12 protein-coding genes and 2 pseudogenes are annotated in these 20,477 nt (G+C 56.1%); 2 read left to right on the forward strand and 12 right to left on the reverse strand.

Going from position 1 to position 20,477, the window contains the following annotated elements:
• Positions 1-154: 154 nt before the first annotated feature.
• The 9 genes from QSV77_RS10950 to QSV77_RS10990 form a co-directional block, all read right to left on the reverse strand.
• Entirely contained in the window at positions 155-1,195 is a 1,041-nt protein-coding gene (locus QSV77_RS10950; protein WP_269703335.1) for an ABC transporter substrate-binding protein, read from the reverse strand.
• Between the two features lie 62 nt (positions 1,196-1,257).
• On the reverse strand, positions 1,258-1,923 hold the full coding sequence (locus QSV77_RS10955; protein WP_142840625.1) for an RraA family protein: 666 nt from the start codon (positions 1,921-1,923) through the stop codon (positions 1,258-1,260).
• Between the two features lie 14 nt (positions 1,924-1,937).
• On the reverse strand, positions 1,938-2,720 hold the full coding sequence (locus QSV77_RS10960) for a carbon-nitrogen hydrolase family protein (protein WP_302733926.1): 783 nt from the start codon (positions 2,718-2,720) through the stop codon (positions 1,938-1,940).
• A gap of 147 nt (positions 2,721-2,867) precedes the next feature.
• Positions 2,868-3,776, reverse strand: a complete 909-nt coding sequence (locus QSV77_RS10965; RefSeq protein WP_142840627.1) for a LysR family transcriptional regulator — start codon at positions 3,774-3,776, stop codon at positions 2,868-2,870.
• A gap of 483 nt (positions 3,777-4,259) precedes the next feature.
• Positions 4,260-5,990 carry an ABC transporter ATP-binding protein gene (locus tag QSV77_RS10970; RefSeq protein WP_302733475.1) on the reverse strand — a complete coding sequence of 577 codons (1,731 nt, stop codon included), beginning with the start codon at positions 5,988-5,990 and terminating at the stop codon, positions 4,260-4,262.
• Positions 5,990-7,783 (reverse strand): ABC transporter ATP-binding protein, encoded by a 1,794-nt coding sequence (locus QSV77_RS10975; RefSeq protein WP_302733477.1) that lies wholly within the window; start codon positions 7,781-7,783, stop codon positions 5,990-5,992. Before QSV77_RS10975 ends, QSV77_RS10970 begins: the two co-directional genes overlap by 1 nt.
• 7 nt (positions 7,784-7,790) lie before the next feature.
• On the reverse strand, positions 7,791-9,965 hold the full coding sequence (locus QSV77_RS10980) for a TonB-dependent receptor (protein ID WP_302733479.1): 2,175 nt from the start codon (positions 9,963-9,965) through the stop codon (positions 7,791-7,793).
• 118 nt (positions 9,966-10,083) lie between these two features.
• The gene (locus tag QSV77_RS10985; RefSeq protein ID WP_142840631.1) at positions 10,084-11,022 is read right to left on the reverse strand and encodes an AraC family transcriptional regulator; all 939 of its coding nucleotides are present in this window, start codon (positions 11,020-11,022) and stop codon (positions 10,084-10,086) included.
• A 402-nt stretch (positions 11,023-11,424) separates the two neighbouring features.
• Positions 11,425-12,537, reverse strand: a complete 1,113-nt coding sequence (locus QSV77_RS10990; protein ID WP_302733481.1) for a helix-turn-helix transcriptional regulator — start codon at positions 12,535-12,537, stop codon at positions 11,425-11,427.
• Positions 12,538-12,981: 444 nt separating this feature from the next.
• Between QSV77_RS10990 and QSV77_RS10995 the strand changes: the two are divergent.
• Positions 12,982-13,206 (forward strand): annotated as a pseudogene (locus QSV77_RS10995) (IS6 family transposase); the annotation flags it as partial.
• Positions 13,207-13,641: 435 nt separating this feature from the next.
• Positions 13,642-16,899: an autotransporter outer membrane beta-barrel domain-containing protein gene (locus QSV77_RS11000; RefSeq protein WP_302733482.1), complete on the forward strand. Its 3,258-nt coding sequence runs from the start codon at positions 13,642-13,644 to the stop codon at positions 16,897-16,899.
• Positions 16,900-17,350: 451 nt separating this feature from the next.
• Here the strand turns inward: QSV77_RS11000 and QSV77_RS11005 are convergent, their stop codons facing one another.
• From QSV77_RS11005 to QSV77_RS11015, 3 genes and pseudogenes are all read right to left on the reverse strand, one after another.
• The gene (locus tag QSV77_RS11005) at positions 17,351-19,129 is read right to left on the reverse strand and encodes a bifunctional diguanylate cyclase/phosphodiesterase (RefSeq protein ID WP_302733484.1); all 1,779 of its coding nucleotides are present in this window, start codon (positions 19,127-19,129) and stop codon (positions 17,351-17,353) included.
• Positions 19,130-19,746: 617 nt separating this feature from the next.
• Positions 19,747-19,893 (reverse strand): annotated as a pseudogene (locus tag QSV77_RS11010) (IS6 family transposase); the annotation flags it as partial.
• A gap of 219 nt (positions 19,894-20,112) precedes the next feature.
• Complete coding sequence (locus tag QSV77_RS11015; protein ID WP_142840636.1) at positions 20,113-20,343, reverse strand: BrnA antitoxin family protein; 231 nt, start codon at positions 20,341-20,343, stop codon at positions 20,113-20,115.
• Positions 20,344-20,477 lie beyond the last annotated feature (134 nt).

Consider the following 20,477-nt stretch of genomic DNA (forward strand, 5'->3'; position numbering starts at 1 on the left):
GTTTCCCGTATCGCGGACATGCCAGGCCAAAGGGAATGCATGTCCGTCTTGCCCTTCCCTCCGCCGACCCCAGTGTCGACAGAGGGAATGTATTGCTTTGTCCTTCCGCAGCCGCATGAGTGATGCGGAAGAGCTGCCCTTCTGCACAAGAGCCCTAGCGGCTGAGCGGAATGACCTTGCGACGCCAGTCCTGTGTGATCTGATCGCGGACCTTTGAAAGACCGATCCAGTCAACCGGAATAACCTTGTCCATCGCCTTGATGACCGTGCGCTCGCTGACATCGTCGGCAACGGTAGCCTTGGTGTTGGTCGGCGCATAATACATGGCGGCGGTAAAGGCAGCCTGCGCTTCAGGGCTCAGCGCATAATCGACGAATTTGCGCCCCGCCTCCGATGATGGGCCGCCCTTGACGAGATTGAGCGTATTGATCTGGAGGATCGTACCTTCCTTGGGAAGCGCAACCTTCATCTTGCCCTTGGAGCCATCGGCATTCACCTGGCTGCGAGCATTCCAGCCCACGCCCAGTGAAACCTGGCCGTTGACGACATTCGGATAGACTTCCGGCTTCGGCTCCCAGGTCTGAATGTTTGGCGCAACTTCAGCCATCGCATTGATGCCGGCGTCGATATTCTTGATGAAATCAGTGCCGCCATTCATGTGGTCCATGATGATCGTCGTGCCGATACCGACAATATCGGGCGCGCTCAACATGGCGACTTTTCCCTTGAGGGCACTGTCCTTCAGAGCGTTCCAGCTGTCCGGCGCGGTCTTGATCGCATCGGTATTATAGATGAGCACAAGATTGTCGAACGTCACACCAACGCCGGCCACGCCTTCAAAGCGGGCGTTGGGATAGAGGTCGCCGACGTTCTTGGTCACGCTTTCATCGATCTTGTCGAACAGACCTTCATCCGTACCGGTTTTGGCAACGGAGACGTCCATCAGCGCGACATCGGCCTGCGGCGCAGCCTTCTGGGCGCGCAGCGAACCAAGCATGGCGGCGGAACCCTGCTGCGGGAAATATTCAACCTTGATATCCGGATTGGCGGCCATGAAAGGCTCGATGACGGCCTTGGTGTAACGCTCCTGGAAAAGGCCGCTATAGCCAAGGAACGTTACGGTCTGCTGGGCGTGCGCCGGCAGAGCGGCCGCGCCAAGCATGAGAATCCCGCTCAGAAGTATAGATTTCTTCATTGTCCTGTTCTCCTCTATTATTATTGGGAGTGGCGGACTGGTCCGCCACCCGTAAGGCGGTGTCAGGCGCTCAGCTTGGCCTGAACGAGCTTGTTGGCGCCGGAAATATCCGGCAACTTCTCGCCGTTGCGCAGACGCTCCAGAAGCACGAGTTCAGCTTCCTGCATGCCGATGGCGCGCTCGGCCATGGCGCGGGCCTGGCTCGGATGAAGGGCGACAACGCCGCTTTCATCGCACAGGATCGCATCGCCCGGATTGATCATCTGGCCACCGACGCTGATCGGAACATTGATCGCCCCTTCAAGGCCAAGGATCTTGGTGGTGATCGGCGAAGGGCCACGGCACCACATGGGCATATCGACCTTGACGAACTCCGAAAAGTCAGTCGCCGGTCCATCGACCACGCCAGCCTTGACGCCGGCCATTTTCATCGTGTTGGTGATGACGCCGCCCCAGCAGGCGTGGCGGGTATCACCGCAGCGATCAATGAGCACGATATCGCCCGGACGCACAATCTGCGTCAGGTAGTGAAGCATGGTCGAATCGGCGTTCGGAATGCGCAGCGTGACGGCGGTGCCGGCCACCCGCTTGCCCGGAAGGACCGCGCGGATTTCCGGATCGACGAAACCGGAATGAAGCACGTGGCCGATCGTTGCGACTTCGACCTTTTCCAGAAGTTCGACGATATCAGCGTCGATCTGGTCCGGCATTGGATTGACGATAAACATAAGTCTTTCTCCGATCAGAGCACGTGGTGGTTTGCCACCGGCACGTTGGCGCGCACCTTGGCCGAATAGTCGAAGTCGAGGGCAGCGCCGGCGGTCCCGACAGTGTCGGAGCACTGGGTGATGATGTGGCCCCAGGGATCGATGACCATGGAATGCCCCCAGCAGGCCTTTTTGCCGCCCGCATGGGTGCCGATCTGGCCGACAGCCAGAAAATAGGTCTGGGTTTCGACAGCGCGGGCGCGGGCCAGCACTTCCCAATGGTCCTTGCCCGTCATCAGGGTGAAGGCGGCCGGCAGAACGATCACGTCTGCCCCCCTGTCCCGCAGGGCGCGGAACAGTTCCGGGAAGCGGATATCGTAGCAGATGCCGCAACCAACCGTCTTATCGCCGACCTTATAGGTTACAACGTCTTCGCCGCGGGCAACGGAGTCGGACTCACGATAGCTGATACCGTTCGGCGTATCGACGTCAAACAGGTGCATCTTGCGGTAACGGGCGATCTGCTTGCCTTCAGGACCAAAAACGAGCGTCGAATTGTAGAAATGGTTGCCTTCCTTCTCGACGATGGAACCGGCATGCAGCGTGATCGCGTGCTTTTTGGCGAGCCCCGAAAGCAGCGTATAAATCTCGCCATCGGGAAATTCTTCCCCGCTTTCATGCATCTCCTGAGGATTATCTCCAAGAAATGCAAAGTATTCTGGAAGAACAACAAGGTCAGGATTATCCGCCTTGACTGCCTTTTCGATAAGATCGGCAGCCACCTTAAGATTTTTTGCCTTGTCGTTCTGGGTATTCATTTGAACAAGTGAGACTTTCACGTTGCTCTCCTCTCATGTTGCGAGGAGAATTAAGAACGGGAACGGTTTTCATGACAAACGGAAAAACTCTATCGGAACCCATAAGATAAGCTTATAGATTAATCATTTCGTGTTGCAGCGCAAAATTTAGGCGGCGACAGTCATCCATTGTGTGGTGGTTTCACTGACGATTTCCGTCGCCATGTCGGCAATGGCCCGGGCGAGCGCGTTGTCGCCACGTTCCTGATAAACGGTGTGGAATGTCAGGGGCGGTACAGACGGCGCGATATCGAGGATGCGTGCTTCGCCGGACTTGATGATGCCGTCCACCAGCACGCGCGGCAAAGCGCCCACGCCGACCGCCGCTGCCACGAGGCGGGTCATGATCGACAGGGAATTGGAATTATAAATACGACTGTCAGACAGTCCGTGGGCATCGAGCAGCGCACGCAATGCCTGATGCGGCTGAGAACCCGTCGAGAAGGTAAGTAGCGGAAAATGCGCGATATCTTCAAGCGTGACACCTGTTTCCGGTAAAGGCAGATCAACCGCGCCAACCCAGCAGGACTCGAACGTACAGAGCGGCGAATTATAGATGTTCGCCGCCATGACCGGTCCCATTATGAAACCGACATCCACTTCACCATTTTGAATGCGCTGGGATAATTTCAGGCTGGTATCGATGGTCAGATCCAGGCTGACACCGGGATATTGTTCGTTCATTCGACGAATGAGAAGCGGCAACCAGGCATAGACAATGGTGTCCGCAGCACCGATACGCACGGTACCTCTCAGCGCCTCACGACTGCTCACGATCTGCCGGAACTCCCCGGTCAGGTTGACGATCTTTTCAGCATGCTGCAGCGCCAGACGACCGGCCGGCGTCAGGTTGACGCAGCGCACATCGCGGGTGAACAACACAACGCCAAGCTCTCGTTCCAGAGCGGCAATCCTGTTGGAAACAGATGCCTGAGTGGTGTGCAAACGTTCCGCCGCTGCCGAAAAGCTGTTCAACCGTGCAGCCCAGAGGAAGGTTTCGAGAAATCGCGTATTCATGAGGTAAAATCTTCTCGCATGGCTCCGCGATCCAGCAATCCAATGCCGGCTTCGTCTTGCCCTTGGCCCTTGTGGTTCGAGTGTCAGTATGTCCGATGCACACGCCCATAAGCAAGGGATCAGAGCCGAGTCGCTTGGCACGATGGCGGAACGCTCATCAAGCTGCCGAGCTCAGTTATTTTCCGCTCCTTTTCCGGCCTCCCGAAACATCAGATGTAAGCCAACCCGAGCCACTTCATGGCTGGAGCTTCAACAGGCCCGATGGCCCCCGGAACGGATGTGGATTAAATAGCGTCCTGCGGTGTTCTCCTGGGTATGACTACACGCACACAAAGGAGCTTGCGCCGTGAAATCCCCCTGGTCCGCCATCTTCCTGCTTGTGACATTGGCTTGCACGCCCGCGTCTGCCAATCCGTTCTCATCCGCCAAGGGGCGGTGATATTCTACTCTGGCAGGCCAAGCTTCACCGGTCGTCTGAAACAGCTACTGGTGTATCGCCATCGTCCAGCTCTCCATGACAGTCGAGCGGTTCCAAAGCCGGCGGTAATCCTGTGAGGTTTGCAGGAGGACTTCGTGCGTGTCACTCGCCACCATCGCACCGGCATCCAGAAGGATGATGCGATCGGCAGCGATGATCGAGGGCAGTTTGTGAGCGATGACAAAGAGAGTACGGCCGATGGCAAGTGCCGAAATTGCTTGCTGGATCGCCTCCTCGTTTTCCGGATCGACGGCCGAGGTCGCTTCGTCGAGAAGGATGATCGGTGCGTCCTTGAGGATTGCCCGAGCGATACAGATGCGCTGGCGCTCGCCGCCTGAAAGCCGGGCGCCGAGCGTGCCAACCATTGTGTCATAACCGTTCTCGAATTCCATGATCGTGTCGTGCACGACAGCCGCCCTTGCCGCTGCTTCGACCTCGGCGTCGGACGCGGATGGCCGACCGACGCGGATATTGTCGGCGATAGTCTCGTTGAAAAGCAGGGTTTCCTGGAAGACCGGAGCGATCATGGAGGCGAGCACCTGGTCATCGATTTGCCGGATATCCCGACCGCCGATGCAGATCGTCCCGTCATCCGGTTCGAAAAAACGCATGAGAAGTTGCAGGCAGGTGGTCTTGCCACTGCCATTGGCACCGATCAGCGCAACCATCTCCCCCTGCTTTGCCGAAAAGGAGATGCCGGAGAGTGTCGGCACCTTCCGTCCGCCATGTGTGAAAGAGACATTCTCATAGCGTATGTCGAAGGTATCAGGACGGCTGTCGGCATGCGATATAGGCGCCGGCACAGCAAAGATGGCATCGACATTCCGCCGCCCGATGCGGGCGAGCACCAGCATGGCGGTGAGGCTTGCGAAGTTCCGCGCCGGGACAATTGCCGAAACGATCAATAGTAAGGCGACAACCTTGTGAATGGTATCGGCGCCCGACGTCTCGCCCAAGGTGAGAACGGCGATGAGCATGGCAATGGCGGCCGAGAGCTCGATCGCCATGCGAAACAAGATGGCAATCGGCGTCATCTGACGGATGCCGCGCCAGGCGCCATGGCGAAGCTGGGCGACGTTTCGGGCAAAGTCTTCCCCTATGTCGTCTTCACCTGAGAAGGCGCGCAACACCGAAACACCTTCCGCCTGTTCCTGCATCGCCAGCGAAACGGCAGCCAGGCTGCGCCCACGGCGCTCCAACCCGGTGGCCAGCCGGCGTTGCGCAAAAACGAGGACGACGAAGCCGATAATCATGGTGGCAACAACTGCAAGACCAGCGATTGGCCAGAAGAAGAGCGCGCCGATCAGGCAGGCGCAGAGTGCTGCTGCATTGGCGGCTATCTCCGGCCGGGTATAGGATGCATGGTTTTCAAGCCAGAGCACGTCTTCTGACACGGCCTGGATAAGCTTGCCGCCTTCGATCGCCCGGAAGGCACCCAGCGGCATGCGGATCAGGTGTGCAAGGATCGCCCGTCGCAAACGCAGCCCACCGCCATAGGCTTCGGCATAGAGTTTTCGTAAAGCTGGCCAAAGCAGCAGGCGCCGGGCAGTAAAGATCAGGAGCAGGATGCCGGCGCACCAGAGAGCGTAATGTCCTGAATTTCCACCAGCACCCTGCCACAGGAAGGCCGCGGCAAGAAGTGGTTGAGCGACGAGCAACAGGCCATCGAGCATACGCCCGAGCGAAGCCGCATCCAACCGAATGCCAAGGTACAAGAGAGGATCGCGGTCCGCCATCAATGCACCGTGCCATTCTCAAGGACGAAGGATCGGGCGGCAGTATGCGAACGCCATTGCCGGGCATAGGCGCCGTCGAGGGCAAGCAGCGCGTCGTGGTCGCCCTGTTCCATGATGCGGCCGTTCTCCAGGTAGACTATATGGTCGAAGCCGCACACGGAGGAGAGGCGATGGGCGATCGCGATGACGGTCCGGCCTTTTGCCAGCGCATCCAGGGCCTGCTGGATTTCATGCTGGCTATCCGGGTCGAGATAGGCCGTTGCCTCGTCCAGCACGAGGATCGGCGCGTCCTTCAGGATGGCCCGGGCGATCGCGATGCGCTGCTTTTGTCCACCCGAAAGCCCTTCGCCCCGGTCGAGGATAGTGTTGTAACCCTCGGGCAGCGCCATTATGAAACTATCCGCCTGCGCGAGACGTGCGGCTTCGACGATCTCGTCCTGCGTCGCCCCTGGCCGGCCGAGCGCGATATTGGCGCGGATCGTTTGTGAAAACAGGAACGACTCCTGAAACACCGGGGCAAATTGCCGAGCGAGTTCATGCTGCGGGAAAGAGCGGATATCACGGCCGCCGAGCGTGATGCGGCCGATATCGGGATCGAAAAAGCGAAGCAGGAGCCGCGCAAGGGTCGACTTTCCGGAACCGCTCGGACCAACAAACGCCACGCTTTGACCGGTCTTGATATCCAGGTCTATATCCTCCAGCGCGAAACCATCTTCATAAACAAAACCAAGCTTTTCGAAGCGGATATCCTGCCCGTTTTGCGGTCGATCCTGAATAACCGGCAGGTCTGGCAACCGGAGCAGTGCATCAACGCGTGCCAGCGAGGCCTGCTGGATGCGCAGCCGCCCCATCGCGCCGAACAGCCGCGCGCCAAGCGAGGAAAGGGTGAAGCTCGCAAGCAGGAAGAAGACGAGTACGGAATAGCCGTCTGGCAGCGGATGAAGCCACAGGCCAAGTGGCGCAACGATCAAAAGCGTCGAGGTGATGGCAAGGAAAAACCAGTTGTTGCTGGACGCGGAGAAGGAAAGCCAGCGGCCAACCACGTCGTCCACTTCCTGGAAAGATGCCTCCGCCCGGCGAAGATCGCCCGGGCCGATACCATAGGCCTTGATGACGGGCACCATGCGGATCGCCTCCTGCAAAGCAGCATCGACCGCCGTCTGCGCCGCGACAAACCGGCGGGACAGCCCTCCGTCATGCCTCAGGATCATGGAAAAAGCGATAAAGCCGGCCAGAACCGGCAGGAATGCTGCAATGGCCAGTCGCCAGTCGAGGAACAGCATGGCAATGCCGATAGCGAGCGGGGCGATCATCACGGCAACGAGGTCGGGGATAAGATGCGCGATGCCATCCTCGATGCGCTCGACATCCTCCATCAGCGTGCGGCGGATTTCGGCAGCCTCGAAGCGCTGGAGAGCACCGAGCGGTGTGGACCAGAGTTTCCGGCCTATCGCAAGCCGCGTCTGCGCCTGCACGTCGATCGCCACCCGATGCGATAGCAGGTTCGATACCATCTGCAGGAGGCAGGACAGTACGACCGATCCCAGAAGCCCGGCCGACCAAAAGATCGCGCCGTCGCGATCTCCCGCGATGAGCGCCGCCACCGCCAATGCGACCAGCACGGCGACAGCTGTTTCGAGCACCGCGGAGAGGATCGACGCCGCGATGACGATACCCATCCAGCCACGATACCCCTCCGTCAGTCGCCAGAGATGGCCGGCAGCCCCACCGCCGGCAACGTCGTCTCCCTGCCCGGCCTCTTCGGGCATGTCACCTAATGCATTCTTCGCCATCTTGGGCTCAGAACTTGATCTTGAAGCTGCCGCCGAAGGTCAGCGGGTCACCCGGCGAAACCAGCGTGCCGACACCGAGATTTGCGGCGACCGTGCGGTAGTCGGTATCGCCGATGTTCTTGGCGAAGACATAGGCGGCATAGCGGTCATTCTCCAGTCCGACATAGGCGTCTATGAGGCCATAGCCTTTCTGCTGGATCGTGTTCTGCACGTCGAAATAGTAGCTCGACCGATAACGGTAGTTCACGCCGACCTTGCCAACGAGGTCGTCAAGGCCCGTTTCCCACTGGTAGGAGAGACCGGCCGACCCGGTGAAGCGTGAAACGAACTGCTGCTGGTTGCCACTGACATCCACGGCGCCCGATCCATTCAGCGCACGCGCATTGCGGTATTCCTTGTAAGTCGCATCCGCGTAGCCAGCGCCGGCCGTGAGCGACCAGTGATCGTCGATGTCGAACGCGGCGGAGAGTTCGCCGCCGAAGGACTGGCTCTGTGGCGCGTTCGAAATCGGCGTGGCGCCGGTCAGCCCATTGAAGCCCTGGACCTGCTGGTCTCGCCAGTCGATGTAGAACAATGAAGCCTCGACCCTCAACCGGTCGTCCAGTGTCGCCGACTTCAGGCCCACCTCATAGCTGGTTACGCTTTCCGAATCGTAGGCCCCTTCATCACCAAGGCCGACGAAGCCGGAGTTGAAACCGCCCGACTTGTATCCGCTCGAGACACCGCCATAAAGGTTCAGCCCCTCCATCGGCGCAAATTGCAGGCCGATGCGTGGTGTGACGTAGGTTTCGGAAAGCCGGGCGTTGTAACCGCGCGCAAAAGTTCCGGTCAGGCCAAGCAGTTCAGCGGTCTTGTTGGCGGTGAAGTCATAGTCGAAGGACTTGCGGTCATGGCCGATACGCAGACCGCCAAAAACTTTCCATTGATCGTTCAGCGCGTAGGTTCCGTCCGCAAAGCCCGAAAGCGAAACCGTGTCGGTATCTCCGCGGGTCGAAAGCGTCGCAGCGCCACCGGTGAACGTGCTGTTGGCGCCATAGGTGCGCGAACCCTCCGAGAACTCGCCATAAAGTCCAGCGACCCAGTTAAAGCGCTCGTTGTCCTCGGAGACATAACGCACTTCCTGCGACCATTGACGATAGCTGCCGTCGAACGGATTGTCTGCACGGTAGCGGAAATTTGGGAAGCCGAGGGACTGGAAAAGTCCGTCATAGGCCGCGAAATATCCGAGCGGAAAGCCGTTGCCGCCGACATCCACCGCGCTTTTCTGAAAGCCGGTGATCGAGACGATCTTGTCGCCATTGTCGAGGTGGTAGGTGAACTGGCCTGAGACAGTCGCGAGATCGCTTTCGATGCGGATCGGATCGTCAATAGCAACTCCCCGCCTGCCCTTGAGGAAATCCGCTTCCGGCATACCGAGCATCTCGCCGTCCAGCACCTGGTGCTCGATATCGACGATACCGAGGAATTCGAGGTTATCGGTGAGGTCGCCGGCAATGCTGACGCGACCATGCACATCCTTGCCGCCGCCGAGATCATCGTCATTGATGGTTGAATAGAGGGAGCCATCGGTCTTCGAGACCGAAAGGGCGCCGCGCGCTGCCCAGCCATTGTCACCAATCGGCGTGTTGAAAATGCCGGTTGCCGTCGCCGTGCCGAAGCGACCATATTCAATTCCGAGTTCGCCGCCGGTCCGGTCGGGATCAGGCAGGTTGGAGATGATGTTGACCGAACCGGCAATATTGTTGCGGCCATAGAGCGTACCCTGCGGTCCGCGCAGAATCTCGATACGGTCGACGTCGAGCAACGTGCCGCTATGGGCCTGTGCGCTACCGATGCCGACACCATCGAGATAGACGCCGACCGACGGGTCGCTCTCTATAAGCGCAGAGCCGACGCCGCGGATAGCGGTGAAGGATGTATAGAGTTTCGCCGTAACGGCACCGGTCTGAGCATTGGGCGCGGCAGCGATGGCATCATCGCGACGCTTTGTCTTCTGAAGCGCCAGCGTCTCACCGCTCTCCACCGCGATGCTTGCAGGCACGTCCTTGCTTTCCGCCGTGCGCTTCTGCGCCGTGACGATGATCGGTTTCAGCACAGTCGTTTCCGTCGCCTCCTGCGCAAGAGCAATGACAGGCAGGCTGGTGCTTGCCAGAAGCGTGGCAAACCGTATGGCAGTTTTCATGATCAATCCCCGGACCCCAGTTCGGCGCGGATTATCGCGGTGGATGGAAGAAGGGTCGAGGCGCTTGGCTTATGCGTTTCGGCAAAAAGCTTACGATTATTATCCAGTTTTAAATCATTCAAGATTTCAATCGGCTAGGTGGATAGCCGAAATGCCGGGTGAAGGCCGAAGTGAAGTTTGCGGGATGCTGGTAGCCGGCCTTGTAGGCCGCCTCCGCAATGCTCAATCCGTCGCGCAGGATAGCGTTCCGACCGATCAGCAGCCGCCGCTCCAGAAGATATTCCCGGGCGCTGATGCCGAAGGCGCGCTGGAAGTCCTGCTTGAGTTTGCTCTGGCCAATGGCGAAGCGGGCAGCAAGGCCGGCGAGCGAATCGATAGCCGCGGCATTCGCATCGATGTGCCGGCGGATTTCCAGCATACGCTCCAGCGATTTCGCGGTGAGGTTGGCGACTGCGGCCACCTCAGCCGGACGAAAGGCCTCCGCCAGAATGCTCAGCAGGCTCATGGCACTGGCATCGAGATGCACATTGGTGAAGGCGCCGTGCGCCGGCGGGTTCAGCACGGACCAGGCTATCTGGCGAAGCCGCGCATCGAGCGAATGGCGGCGTATCATCACCGGCTGGCACATGGCGCGTTGCATGGCCTGATAGGTGGGATCGCCATCCATGACGGCACGGTTATGCTCGCTCCAGGCGGGCGTCAGCAATAACTCCACCACGCGAACCGGTTGATCGGCATGGATGGTCATGCTCGTCGGCCGGCTTTCGCCGGTGGAAGTGATCCAGACCTCGTCCGGGCAGAATCCACCCTCGATGCCTTCGGTCGTGTTGGTGGCAAAGCCCTCCAGTACGACGGAGAGGCAGATCGCTGGAAAGGTGTGACTCTGATAGGCAAGCGGCGTGTCGAGGCGAAGATCGGTGGTGCCGAGGAACATTCCGGGGCTGACCTCGCGCCAGCGGCGTGTATCGCCCTGCATCTCCATCCGTTCCTCCAGAATGCCAGCATCTTCGAGCGAGCCGGCAAAATCATGCGCCTCGGTACCGACCACATCCGTCACGCCTTTCGCTCCCCTGGCCGCGCACGCCACGTCGTCCTGATCGGATTGCACACCGTACCAACCCTGAGATTCATCTGCCCCACCCACATGATGGATCGGATCGCAACATCCGCTTAACGTGATTACTACAATCAAGTTTTATGCAACAACCCACAGAGGGCAAAAAAATCGTTGCGAGGGCCGATTTCAGGCGCTTTTACGAGTTCGCAGCACGATCTGCCCCTCGACTGTGCCCGCCATGCTTGCCGGCTGCTATGCGGTCCATGGACAGACACGATGACCTGATTGGGCTCTTGATAAGAATTGCACCGTCGCCCCAACAAGAAAGAGCCGATTCAGCGTATCGGCATAGACTCTGGCCATTCCTGCGCGCCACAAAGCGCGCTCATCAAAAACTCGCCTTCAAGGTAGCAAAGCATTGCACGAGTTATGTGACTCATTTGAAGGTACACTCTTCAAGAGACTCACCAACGAGCTCTGCTGACTAGTTCCTGTTTTTGAAAAAATTGCATTCAGATAAGTGCGCGCCGTTCCGAAAGTTATTCGTTGGTTCGCAGCCGAGTCGCGTAGGGAGAGGCCGGATGTCAACGCCAGCGCCAATCGAGCCTCCGCGGGCGTCAATCCGAAGAGCCGGGAAACATATTCCGCACCGGGAAGTCCTCTCGTCGTTGCAACTGGCGTGACAATCATTATCGTCCCCGGCCCGGCGAATATGTGTCTCGCTTCTCGATACAATGGAATCATCTGGATAACCGCAGCGTCACGACTTTCGTCCGCCGGGATGGGAATGCTCACGGGTTTCCTTATGGAAACATCCAGCGCCTGGGAGAAGGCCTTCCTCAAGGAATCGCTGCCCTTGAGATCGAGGCGACCTGACGAATTCGCGGAAAAATATCGACGGCTATCGTGGAACAGATCGTTTGTTAGGACGATTTCTCTATTGCGAGCGATAAAAGCGGCAGCCACTCCGACGCTGTTAAGCATCTCTACTCCTCCACGTACGCGCTCAAAATACATACGTGACGCGAACAACGCAGCTTGCGAAAAGGGCTGGTTTAGTTTGTTGAGCTGAGCAATGATTTTCGGACCGTAACCGGGCTCACCCAGCCGGCGAGTAAATTCGAGCGTTATAATTTCGCCGTTAAATAACTCAACAATCATGCCCGCCTGCACACCGTAGCCACGTTCGGCATGCCGCTTAACCCTCTCCTGGAAATCGACAATATCGGACCAATCGCCAGCAAACGGATCGAGCTGAAGGAAACCTTTATTAATTATCCCTTTAGCGCGAACATAGCTCGTCCATCGCTCTTGGGCTTCGGGAGTTTGATGCCAATCTTCATAATCCGGGAGGATCCTGCGACTGGTCGTAATACCCCTTGGAGTCGGCCAATATACTCCGATGCCACCAAAACCGGAATCAGTCTGCGCCGCCAATTCATCAAGCAGCGGCACCCACAGCTCCGGAAAGAAAGCAGCCTCGTACATTTTTTCAGAGAAATAACTAGTGTCCAACTCCAACGTCCCCGCCGACGATCCAGTTCAATCATTTATAACTCGCAAAGCACGTTGGTCGTATTGTAATATTTATTCCATACTCTACAGTGCGTGGATTTATTATTCTGATTAGTCGGGTAAATCTACTACTACCATATGATAGGGATTGATATATGCGGCCCTGTAACGTCCTCGTGAGTTGCGAACGAAATAACGGCCTCATTACGCGTGTATTTTATCTTTAATATTGAATGCTATAGGACTAATTATAATAAAACCCAGCGGTTAATCTTACAACTATCCATACTTTACTATCGCTTCCATTTCGGTTCTGAGGCGAATATCTGGGAGCAGGCGTTGCCAAGTTGTTTGAGCCGGTCATTTTGATTATCGGTCCGGCATGAAGATCCTGGCTCATTACTCCGGCTGGATGGAGTTTCGCTTCCCGCGTGAGATCCTCGCCTATGCAGTCTGGGCCAAAACTCCTACCAGCAGACCCGAAAATGCGAGAAGATCATGTGTCGGTTCAAAACACCGCTTCAGGCATAGTACTCCTTGTCGGCCCACGATCAAATCAACACGATCTTCCGCCCCCGCCGCTACATTCCAGCCGCCATTTCATACCGCCACGCGCGAGCTGATACGTTCAGCCTGTGGGCTGAGTATGTGGCTGAAATGACAGTCTAAAACTGGCGACACCGCGCCGCTGGTACGCAACGCCAATCCACGTGGCAATTCCAACCACATAAGCGACAATCTCACGTGGAAACGAAACCCCCTCAAGCGGGGTAAAGCGCTCTGCAATTTCAGGGCGCCTTCATACCGGACACGCCAGTCTCAAACAACTTGGCCATACCAAACATTCAATATGGTGGGCGTACCCCCATCATATGGCAGTAGACAATGTGCCTGCAACGCAGCCAATTCTTCCTCCAGTAAATGCTATGAGCGGTGCATGTCGGCGATTGGGATATCAGTTTGTCCAGGCCGTAAAGCTGTAATGCACGACCCTTCCGCAGCTGAAGGCAAACTCTTGTAGCTCAAACCAGGCACAACCATAAACTGTATTTCGTTATGAGTCAGCCGGCAAAGGAAGATTAATAATAAATACTGCAGGTGAATATGACTAATACTGGCTTCCATCGAAATTGCTCTTTAACTGCCATGGTTATTTTTACAGTTGCAGGCACGACAAGTGTCAGCTTTGCCGATGGCGAATGCGGACCAGCAGTTGGGGGCGTCGTAACCTGTAACGACACGTCGCTAAATCCCTACCCTAACGGTATCACTTATGTCCTAAACGCGGCAAACTGGATAAGGCTAGAACGGGGCGTCACCGTTGACAGGATTGATGGGGGCGGAAACAGAGGAATAACACTGCGGCTTTTGAACTCCCCCTCAACAGTTGACTTGGACTACGGGACGTCGATTAGCACATTCGGCCTAAACTCTGACGCGGTCTTTGTAGAGAGTGACAGCGATATCTCGATAATTTCGGCCGCTGATATTAACGTGCAGATTCCCTCGTCAGATACAGGTTCCGCAGCAGGACTTTCCGGGTCGATCAGAAGCGGGGCTGGTCATGCCAATCTCGACATATTTCAGCGGGAAAACAGCACCATAACCGCCACGGGACATATGGGGCGCGGGGTCTATGGTGAGCATTGGGGCAGCGGCGACGCACTGGCAATCACAAAGGGCACCATTACAACTCAGGGAGAAAATGGGCAGGGTATTTTTCTTCGCATTCTCGGTTCGGCCAATCCTGGACAGGCTCACATTATCGCCACTGAAGGTGCGACTATTCAAACGAGCGGCTATGCCGCGGACGCTCTACTTGCAAGTAACGAAGCTCTCGGATCGGCGACGATCGAATCGGGCGCTTTCGTTGCCACGAGCGGCGCTTACGCTTATGGTGCCTTTGCCAAAATCGATGACGCAGCCAATTCCCAGGACGCCACTGTTACTATTAACAAGGGTGGACGTATTACGACCCAAGGCGATGCATCACACGCGATCGTAACTCGAACGCCAGGGACAGGCGCGGCAATTGTTCGTCTCGCCCCAGAGACAGCCATAACAACTGCGGGTTCATTGGCCAATGGTATAGAAAGCTCAAGTGGTGGTGACGTGGTTACGATCCAGGATGGAAAATCCACGGTCAATGTCACCGGAGATCAGTCTTTCGGGGTAAATTTAACGGCGGAAAACAAGTCCGAAGGCCGCTTTGATGGCGAAATTCGTTCTTCCGGGCAATTCGGTATCGGCATTTCCTCCTACTCCTCGACCTCCACCTCAACTGTTGTCGTGGGGAGGGAGGCGACGGTGAGCGGCGGATGGCAGCCAGGCTTGACCGAGATAGGCACAACCTCGGAAAGACCCGCTTCCGGAATTTTAATTGGCTCCGCGACGTTGAGCAAACTTGTTAACACCGGTCGAATTGAAGCTGGCTCCGACCGTGCCGTCGTTGACGTGGGGCGATTCCATCCAGCAAACGGGCATTTGGATGTTGTCAATCAAGGCAGCCTGACCGGGTTTGTTGTGTACGCCGGCGTCGACGGCAATCAGTTTATCAATGGTGAGAACGGTGTTTTCAGCATTCGGCACTTCGCCGACACTGATGGCGATGGTTTGCGTGATACAAAGCGGGTCTCTGTGTCCGATTTTGGCTCCAACACCAGCATCTTCCACAATCAGGTCGGTGCGACCGTCCATTTGAGCTCGGTAACGGGGGAAACAAATGTCGACGTAGGCAACTATTATCAACCTAAATCAGCCACGAGCCCATTGGATCCCAATATCTACTCGTTGAATAGACCTGGCGTGGTTCAAGGTCAGCTCGTCAATTTAGGCACTTTTCAAAATTCGGGCTCGATCGATCTGACAGGACCAACAACAGGCAATACGCTCCTCATCACCGGCAATGCCACCGCCGATTCAGGCGCGGGCAATGGTGTTTTCCTCAGTGATGGCGGTCACCTCGTACTAAACGCGGTGGCAAATGGCGGTGGCGCATCGAGAGAGCCGGCGGAATCATACGCTGACGTTCTCGTCGTGGACAGCACGCGCGTTGCAAGCGGTCCGACCAAGATTAGGATTGCCCGACGCGAAAGCAACGGCTCATCAGAAGATGGAAACGGCATTCTCCTCGTCGAAGTACGCAACAAAGACGCTTCCGGCGCAAACGTTTTCTCGCTCGTTGGTGATTCCCGGGTCGGTGAATCGGAGTCGATCGTACTGGGAGCTTACTCCTACGGCCTCTATCACAATGGCGTTGGGAGTGATGCAGCCGACGGTAACTGGTACCTCCGAAAGGCATCTCTGGCGCCAACGGTCCCCGTTTACGAAAGCTACCCGCAGGTTCTTCTCGAAATGGCACAGCTTCCAGATCTGTCAAACAGCGGCCGGAATCGTCTTTGGATAAATCCTCTAGAACAACATGAAACAACTGGGCGTGGCGGAAATCTCGCCGGAATTGACAGATGTTACGCACCGGAGGATGTCGAATTCCACGCTACCGATGGGACCCACTGTACCGCTAGAAGTGGCTTTTGGGTCCATCTTGAGGGTGGACGCGGGCGACATGCTTTGGCTAGTTCCGCAAGCGAAGCGGATTATAAGTATGAGTCTTCCACATTTCAGGTCGGTGTCGATGGCATCTTGCTTGAGGGAAAACATGGAACTCTAGTTGGCGGAGCGAACCTCCGGCGCGATCAAAGTTCTGCAACGATTGGTGCGTTCGGAAGCAGAGGCAGTATCGCGAGCGAAGGTTATGGTGCAGGCGCAGCACTGACATGGTATGGATCCGGCGGATTCTACCTGGATGGACGGGCGCAGGCAACTTGGCTTAAAAGTGATTTGGCGTCCGATACGTTGGGGCAATCGCTCACAAGTGACAATAACAGCTTTGGCGCCGCAATAGGTCTGGAAGCTGGGCAACGCATAAAGATTGGCAACAACTGGACGCTGGTCCCACAGGCGCAGCTAGTTTACACCAGTATTAAAGTCGATGAGTTTGCGGATCCATTCGGAGCCGCCGTTGTCTTTTCTGACGGCGAAAGTCTTCGTGGTCGGCTCGGGGCTGCGGTTGAGTATTCTAGCGTCTGGAAAGAGGCGGACGGAACGGTCTCCCATTTGGATTTTTTCGGCGCTACGAACGTCCGCAACGAGTTTTTTCAGGGAACACGGGTCACCATATCTGGAACAGATACCGTTGCACGGCAGGAACGACTCTGGGGCGGGATCGAACTGGGCGCAACCTACGCTTGGAATGATGACCGATATGCGATCTATGGCAAAGCTTCACTCGACTCCGGTTTAGCGAAGTTGGGGGAAAGCTATACCCTTTCCGGGATGGTCGGTTTCAAAGCCAGCTGGTGAGCCCTTACAAAATAAGCTTTTCTGACGGAACCGGACCTCGCGGGACTAACTTCGTCAACATGCACAGGGATACGCACGGCCTACGGGCCGTGCCGTTCGGTACGCCTCTCCGGATGCATATCCAAGTCTGCGGTCACTCGCCGACTTGGCGGATAATTGCTATCTTTCGGCGCGCCGAACTATTTCTCGACATGCAAAGTGCATTTGAAAAAGGGCTCTCGGCTGACTTGCGAGCTTGCGCGACCGAGACGCTGGGCACCTCGACTGAATATCTGAGGTATGTAGCGAAAACCCTGTGTTACGGAGACCATTTGATTGCGATTCGAAGCAGGGCCGTTCATCGGTCCTGTTGAAAAAACCGGCTGATCGCGGAAAGAGCGCTGACGATTTTCAGTGAGTCTGGTCGACAGACTTGCCGATTTCAGTGCGCGTGAAAACAAATCTCAGACGTTTATTTATGACCGGGCGATTCAATCAGTGCACCCGCGGCTGTGCGATTGACAGCCTTGGAATAAAGAAATCCTTGGCCAAGTTCACATCCCATTGCAACTAGCTGTTCAGCCTGTGAGGAAGTTTCGATGCCCTCAGCAACAACACCGATGCCGAGATTCTTGGCAATTGCCACCAGTCCTTCAATAATGAAAGTAGCCGAATCCCCAGGCACCATGCGATGCACGAATGACTTGTCGATCTTGATAATATCGACGGGAACGGTCAGGAGATGCGTCAAGGACGCGAAGCCCGTACCGAAATCATCGAGAGCGACCCGCATGCCTTTCGTTCTCAGTCCTTTGATTTCTTCCGCGATAGCATAGTCGCGTTGGCTAAGATAAACGGACTCGGTGACTTCCAGAACAATGTGTTTTAGTGGGACGCCAGCATTTGCGAACACTGTACATAATCTTTGCTCCAAATTGCCGTTCTGAAAATCGGCAGCTGACAGATTAATCCCCACGTGTTGAAAAGGCAGGCCTCTGTCGAGCCAATTGCGGACATCTTGTGCAACGCGTAGGAGCATCCTTTCGGTTAGTTCAGCAGCCACGTGCGCATCCTTGGTTGCTTCGTGAAAATTGGCTGCGGCTGTGATTTGACCGGAAGCCGTGGTCATACGGCAAAGCGCTTCGAATCCGACGATCTCACGTGTATCGAGACGAATGATCGGCTGGTAGTGGACGTCAATTCGATCTTCGACAAGAGCAACAGAAACATCTCGTATGTCTCTGGTACGACGAGTGAGCGCAGTCCCGAGATCGGGATGAAATTCAACATATTGTCCGCGGCTACGCTCCTTTGCGTGGTAAAGCGCAATGTCCGCATTTTGACGCAATTGGGAAAGGTCTGATTCATGCTCCCTGTAGGCGCCCCCGAGCGTCACCGCCGGAAAGATGACATGTCCACCACACTCTGCCGGCGGCTTGATAGCCACGAGAATTTTGTGGGCCTTAGCTGCGAGATCAATAGGGGCTTCACCGGAGATGACGATGGCAAACTCATCTCCGCCCAGTCTGAATGTATTTTCAGCTGTCATGATCGCTGATATGCGACTTCCAACAAGCTGGATAAGGGCATCTCCTGCCGCATGACCGAACGTATCGTTGACCAATTTCAAATTGTCGATATCTGCAAGCAGGATACCGGAAATGCGGTTCTCCTGCATGGATTTCTCTTTTAGAAATTCATTGAACCGTGCGCGATTGGGAAGGCCTGTCAAGGAATCAGTGTATGCCAGTCTCTGGCGTTCCAAAACTCGTTCGTGCCGCTCTATTGCGATCAAGCATAGATGGACACTTGCATTTGCCGCCTCTTGTTCGAGATCGGTTGGATCGCGGTTTTCCCAATGGTAGAATTTGACCATCGCCACGAGACGGTTGCCCGACAGAACGGGCGCCGGCCAACAAGACTTGAAGCCGACGGGAGGAACAAAGTCCATTAAATCGACCCATGCAAGCTCTTGGTTTTCTGCTTTGGTCGAAGCTTCTTGAACAAGGGCCGAAGGTGGGCACGAAGCGAGACGATCCTCTAAATCTCGATCAGTAATCGCTGTCAAACCGTTGATGCCCGACAAAGGGCATGTAAGATCGCACGGGGCCCCTCCTTTAACTGTGGTGATGACACACAATATCCCGGGAACTCGGGCCTCCATTTCCAAACAGATGCGCTCAATAGTTGTTTCAAGCGACACGCCTCTGGCGATCATTTCAAGAATAATATTCTTAAATTCAAGAAGCATGGCCCGACTTTCATGGCTTTTGTATTGGGGAATTATTGGCAGGGATCTATATTTGCCGCGAGCCTGTCCAGGCATGGCAGTCCTGCTGCTCTGCGAGTGCAAAGTAATTCTAGACGATTTTGAGGATATTTTATTTACATCTTCTGTATCGCTGCATCTTGAGCATAATGATTATGCTGATTAACTGATAGACGATACATATCCGTCGGGCGGAAAGATGCTGTCATATGGTGATGGAAATAAGATTTGATTCAGCGGAAATTTGGATTGATGTAGCCGGAAATAAAAAATCGTGGCGCTCAAGTGCTCGGCGGAGCAGATCGCAGGTAACGCCATTCTCGCTTAGTTTATACCGCTCTGGGCTGCGTTGAACAAAGGGAAGACTAACCTTTGATCGGTAAGCGCTACGTTGCCCGTGAGTTCCATAAGTCGTCGGTGGTTAAATCGCTTCACCCTTTTTGGGGGCGTTCGACCACAACCGCCCCCAACTTGAGACCGGCGCGACCCCGGCCCGTGCCATATTCATCGACGAGTGAGCTCGCATTCCGGGCGATCGCGCTGAAATGGAATTGGCCCGTTGAGTGGCGTTGGGTGCCAGCGACGCGGTGTCGCCAGTTTCAGACTATCATTTCAGCGCCTTGCTTATCCCACAGGCTGAACGCGTCAGCCAGCGCGTGACGGTATGAAATGGCGGGTGGAGTGTAGCTACGGGGGCGGAAGATCGTGTTGATTTGATCGTGGGCCGACAGGAAGCGCTGTGCCTGAAGCGGTGGTGGCCCAGACCGCATAGGCGACGATCTCACGCGGGAAGCGAAACCTTCAGCCGGAGTAATGCGCCAGGCATCCTCATGCCAGACCGATAATCCAAATGACCGGCTCAAACAACTTGGCAATGCTGGCTCAGCTCACCATCAACATCGGTAGAGTTATTTCGTATCAATGGCTTCGCTAAATGGGTCGGTGGTTCGAACCCATTCAAGAGCTCAATTGGACACATTCATTGCGGCTCGCAAGGTATCGTTTATGCGCTCTTGCCAGCCCGGACCGTCCGCCTGAAAATGTGCGAGGACATCGCTGTCGATCTTCAATGATACAAGCTCCTTGGTGTTAGGAATTGCAGGCCGTTCAACGGCCGGCGCTGCGACCTTTTTTGCCGGTTTGAACAGCGCTTCGGCTGCGTCTTTCGGATTGGATGGTCGCCGGGGTGTTGCCATGGTCATGTCCTCTTTTGTCGTGCGCTTGAACAGCGCAACCGGTCAGTTGTTGTTTCCAGGCAGCGGAAGGACCGTAATCGCTGCTGATAAATTGGTTAGCCGCCCCCGCTCTTCGGAAGAGATCGCATATCGCG

The sequence above is a fragment of the Agrobacterium sp. V1 genome, assembly GCF_030518355.1.
GTDB lineage: Bacteria > Pseudomonadota > Alphaproteobacteria > Rhizobiales > Rhizobiaceae > Agrobacterium > Agrobacterium cucumeris.

Bases quoted from the DNA above. Each gene is read 5' to 3' on its own strand.
- QSV77_RS10950 (WP_269703335.1), bottom strand. From the start codon at position 1,195: ATGAAGAAATCTATACTTCTGAGCGGGATTCTCATGCTTGGCGCGGCC.
- QSV77_RS10955 (WP_142840625.1), bottom strand. From the start codon at position 1,923: ATGTTTATCGTCAATCCAATGCCGGACCAGATCGACGCTGATATCGTC.
- QSV77_RS10960 (WP_302733926.1), bottom strand. From the start codon at position 2,720: ATGAATACCCAGAACGACAAGGCAAAAAATCTTAAGGTGGCTGCCGAT.
- QSV77_RS10965 (WP_142840627.1), bottom strand. From the start codon at position 3,776: ATGAATACGCGATTTCTCGAAACCTTCCTCTGGGCTGCACGGTTGAAC.
- QSV77_RS10970 (WP_302733475.1), bottom strand. From the start codon at position 5,990: ATGGCGGACCGCGATCCTCTCTTGTACCTTGGCATTCGGTTGGATGCG.
- QSV77_RS10975 (WP_302733477.1), bottom strand. From the start codon at position 7,783: ATGGCGAAGAATGCATTAGGTGACATGCCCGAAGAGGCCGGGCAGGGA.
- QSV77_RS10980 (WP_302733479.1), bottom strand. From the start codon at position 9,965: ATGAAAACTGCCATACGGTTTGCCACGCTTCTGGCAAGCACCAGCCTG.
- QSV77_RS11000 (WP_302733482.1), top strand. From the start codon at position 13,642: ATGACTAATACTGGCTTCCATCGAAATTGCTCTTTAACTGCCATGGTT.
- QSV77_RS11005 (WP_302733484.1), bottom strand. From the start codon at position 19,129: ATGCTTCTTGAATTTAAGAATATTATTCTTGAAATGATCGCCAGAGGC.
- QSV77_RS11015 (WP_142840636.1), bottom strand. From the start codon at position 20,343: ATGGCAACACCCCGGCGACCATCCAATCCGAAAGACGCAGCCGAAGCG.